The 3,976-nt window shown below is 43.0% G+C and carries 3 protein-coding genes; 1 reads left to right on the top strand and 2 read right to left on the bottom strand.

The features are described from left to right. The first annotated feature begins 85 nt into the window (after nucleotides 1–85). Nucleotides 86–940 carry a phosphate ABC transporter ATP-binding protein PstB gene (gene pstB, locus RM811_RS00935; RefSeq protein WP_402519879.1) on the top strand — a complete coding sequence of 285 codons (855 nt, stop codon included), beginning with the start codon at nucleotides 86–88 and terminating at the stop codon, nucleotides 938–940. Nucleotides 941–1,383: 443 nt separating this feature from the next. Here pstB and RM811_RS00940 read toward each other — a convergent pair whose 3' ends face one another. Both RM811_RS00940 and RM811_RS00945 read right to left on the bottom strand, forming a co-directional pair. Beyond that, complete coding sequence (locus RM811_RS00940; protein WP_402519875.1) at nucleotides 1,384–3,585, bottom strand: ferredoxin reductase family protein; 2,202 nt, start codon at nucleotides 3,583–3,585, stop codon at nucleotides 1,384–1,386. A gap of 58 nt (nucleotides 3,586–3,643) precedes the next feature. Further along, nucleotides 3,644–3,880, bottom strand: a complete 237-nt coding sequence (locus tag RM811_RS00945) for a hypothetical protein (protein ID WP_402519877.1) — start codon at nucleotides 3,878–3,880, stop codon at nucleotides 3,644–3,646. Between the last annotated feature and the right edge of the window lie 96 nt (nucleotides 3,881–3,976).

Below are 3,976 nucleotides of genomic sequence, written 5' to 3' on the forward strand. Positions count from 1 at the left end.
CTCTGCTGATCACCACATTTATTCTGATTATAAATATTCTGGCCACCGTGTTACCTCGCTGGCTGAAAGCAAGAAAGGCTGCCAAATGACCATGAATGTAGCAATCGAACAGACTCTTGAAGCACAGAACAACCCGCTGGCCAAGCCTGCATCTGTCACTGAGTTAAGCAGTGCCAACCCTGTGCCTCGTATGGAGGTTAACAGCCTGAACTTCTACTACAACAAAAATGCCGAGCCTGCGCTGAAAGACATCAACATGCCGGTTTACAACAACCGGGTAACGGCACTGATCGGCCCTTCCGGCTGTGGTAAGTCTACCCTGCTGCGCACCATGAACCGTATTTATGACCTCTATGGTACTCAGCATGCCGATGGTGAGGTGTTACTGGACGGAGAAGATGTTCTCAAAAACAATGTAGACCTGAACGCCCTGCGCTCAAAAGTAGGTATGGTGTTCCAGAAGCCAACGCCATTCCCCATGTCCATCTATGACAACATCACCTTTGGCTTGAAAATGCAGGGTGGCATGTCCGCACCGAAAATGGCCATTCGCGCCAAAAAAGCATTGAAGCGGGCTCACCTCTGGAAAGAGGTAAAGGACAAATTAGACGCCGATGCCAGCAGCCTGTCCGGTGGTCAGCAGCAGCGCCTCTGTATCGCCCGCACCATCGCCCTGAAACCGGAAGTGATTCTGATGGATGAACCAACATCGGCTTTGGACCCACTGGCCACCGCCGCCATTGAAGAGCTGATCACTGAGCTGAGGGAAAAATACACCATCGTCATCGTCACCCATAATATGCAACAGGCGATGCGTATCTCAGACTACACTGGCTTTATGTATCTGGGTGAGCTGATGGAGTTTGGCCCCACAGAAAAGATTTTCCATAATGCTGACCACCAGAAAACGCGAGATTACATCGCGGGTAACTTTGGTTAATTCTGACAGTAGAGCATAAGAGGGGAATTAAAGCCCCCTCTTATGCTTACTCCCTTTCTGTACTTCCCCCTCCTCTTGCCTTAATTTCTTCTATAACTTCACAACATGTCCAGATTTCCCAACATAAGACTAAGGGAGTACTTATGAAATTTGCTTTTGTAGAGTCGGAATCGTCGTCCGTTGGCTGGTCGTCACCTGGAGGCTCTGGCGGTTTGGTATTGGGCTTTATGTCGGGTTTGCAGTTGAGTCCCCCAAGACGATGGATCTCATTCTCAAGAGCCGTAACGCGCTCATTCAGCCGGGCATTCTCCTCAAGGAGACAGGTATTATCCTCACGGAGACAACTATGGGCAATTTTTCCTCGTACCAGTGTTTTTTTGAGCCAAAAAATATCAGGCCTTAACATCACTAATCAAAGAAAAATTCTCCCCGAACATAATCTGCTACAGAAATTCAGTCAAAATTTTACATCCTGATTGAGCAACTGTGCTATTCAATGATGTGGCAATATTGCTACTGAATTCACTTCCACAACCGTATATTGCTGGCATGCAACCTCTGCCATTTTTTTCAACATATTGTTTTGATTCCTTAATCAAACTTTCAGGCAATGATTCAGTAGAAACTCTTACTTTATTATAAATATGCACTCTTATTTTTCTTAACGACGGCTGATCAACATTTCCTTCCCCGCCTTCTTTATTATCTACTTTTGTTTGTCTAGCCAGAGTAAAACCTTTTCTCTCAGGCCTTTTCAAACTTAACTCATCAGATTCAACTAAAGGATCATCAATGTTGTATTCATAAACCCTGACATTTTCAATCTGACCCAGAAGATCTTTAATATTCTGCAACCCATTTGTGTAATCTTCATCAGACACCCTATCCCCTGAGAAAAATAAATGAATCGACCCACCAATATATTTTTGAGCGACATTTAAAGTCCGGATAATGGACAGACTCTCTTCAGGCTCTGTACAACAGTGAATAGCCATCATGGTGATGGCTATTGATGATTTATAATGATAGAGAAGTTTTGCTGTGACCAAATTACAACCTGCGCCACTAGTTACCATAATAACTCTTTTCTCATAGTGTATGGTTTCCAGAACTGAGGAATACGGCCCAATCAGCTCTAACTTAGTCAAGTCTCCAACCTGTTCCTTTCCCTCTTTATTGAAATCTTCAATTACAGCGTTAAACATTTTTGTAGTTCCAATTCCTGATTTACTGATAACAAAATGAATTTTTCCATCAATGATACCACCGCCAGTAAAGTTTCTGAATCCAGAAACAACATCTAGCTCCGGGAGCTTTAGCTTGAAGTACTGCCCGGGAACAGGAGCGGCCATTCTTCCCGGCAGTTCTGCCTGGATGAACATCTGTTTTTTACGGCTACCCAGCAATTGAATTGAGTATATTGGAGTGACAAAATGATGATTTACATGAGTAATTAATCTGTCTGCAAACACACTGCCCATCAGGCAACCAACGAATGGTAACAATCGACGATCACTGTTATGTGCCGCCAGTAATCCAACCATGGCAAAGGCCCCATACCTGTGAGCTTTCATACTTGTAAGATAAGTTAACCTTCTCTTGAAACAGTCAGACTTCAAAGACAAATAACTGCCGGCAATAACGCCATTCCCCAATAACATTAGAAGACCTGTAATACCTTCCTGCGTTGTCAGTACAGGGCTACCAGCACGGGCAAGATGACCAGCAGTATGAACGACTCCAGCAGCAGTTAAAGATATGCCTGCAACTTTATGCAGCTCAATTTTTCTTGAATACAGGTGTCTGAAAATATAAGAATTACATATTTTTAGATTTCTCAGCTTATCTGCACATACCTCTAGCAGAGGAATAACTCCAGCCACCAGAGCACCCTCAGCAAATGCAGCGGCAGCCCTCGATATCGTATAAGCAGGAAGTACCTCACCATCTTCCCCCTTGTCATTATATTCCGGCAATGAATATATATAAGCCGTGTATGCGGCGTAAGCTAATGCCGGTCCATAAACAAATGTGGCTTGAGATAATAATCCTGGATTGATTCTTTTTCTAACAAACTCAATACCGCTGTTTTTTTTTGAGATTCCCTTATCTGTTGCCAACTCTGCAATATCAATAGCTACCGTTGAAACATCCGAGTCATCTGAAGATATTTCAGAACTTTCGTCACGACCTGAGGTTACTACACTATAATCATATTCTTGATTGTTATATTTATTATTTTGACCATTATTTTTACAACCTATCCTCGATTGAGGACAATCCAGTTTAAAATCAATTCTTTTTGTTTCCGCCGAACAAAAAAGCTGTTCCTCTGATTCTCCTTCTGCATCTGACTCATCAGAACCTGAAACCCCTCTTGATTGATTCTGCTCAGATTGCATATCTCCAATAGCTCCTTTAGTTTTATGTATACTACGAGCATCAACAATCTTTCTTTCTGAATTGGTAGAATCCTCTAACCAGGTTTCACCTGACAAACCCATAAAAGTATTATCTGAAGACACCTCAGCAGAAGCGCACTTTCTACCGTTATAACTAGCTTCTTGATTCTGAACATCTTGCATCAAGCCACGTCGACATCTTTGATAATCAATACCATTTTCAGTTTTTTGTTCGACAGTCATTTTAAATCAACCCTTGTTTATATATAAATATTGATGACTTTACCTAACGAGGCTCAGTTCAGGTTATGTGTTGTTGAGCCCAATGAATCGAAATCTGATCTAAAAAACCTTCGAGTGAGAACGTATGAGTCTTTAGATAACGCTTCCAATCCAGATAGCGCTGCAAATACTGGGTGGCAGCACCTTTGCTGGCAGCACCTTTGCTGGCAGCACCTTTGCTGGCAGCACCTTTGCTGGCAGCACCTTTGAAGAAGCCATCAATCCATCGCTTCAACTCACTGTGGCAGGCGTTCACTGTCAAATACCTTCTTTTACTCTCTGGCCAGCACTACTCACCAGCATTTTTGCTGTCAGGCTTAGCTTATCTGCCAGACTTTCATGAGCCAGGTGT

The organism is Endozoicomonas sp., assembly GCF_031844845.1.
In the GTDB taxonomy this organism is placed as follows: domain Bacteria; phylum Pseudomonadota; class Gammaproteobacteria; order Pseudomonadales; family Endozoicomonadaceae; genus Endozoicomonas.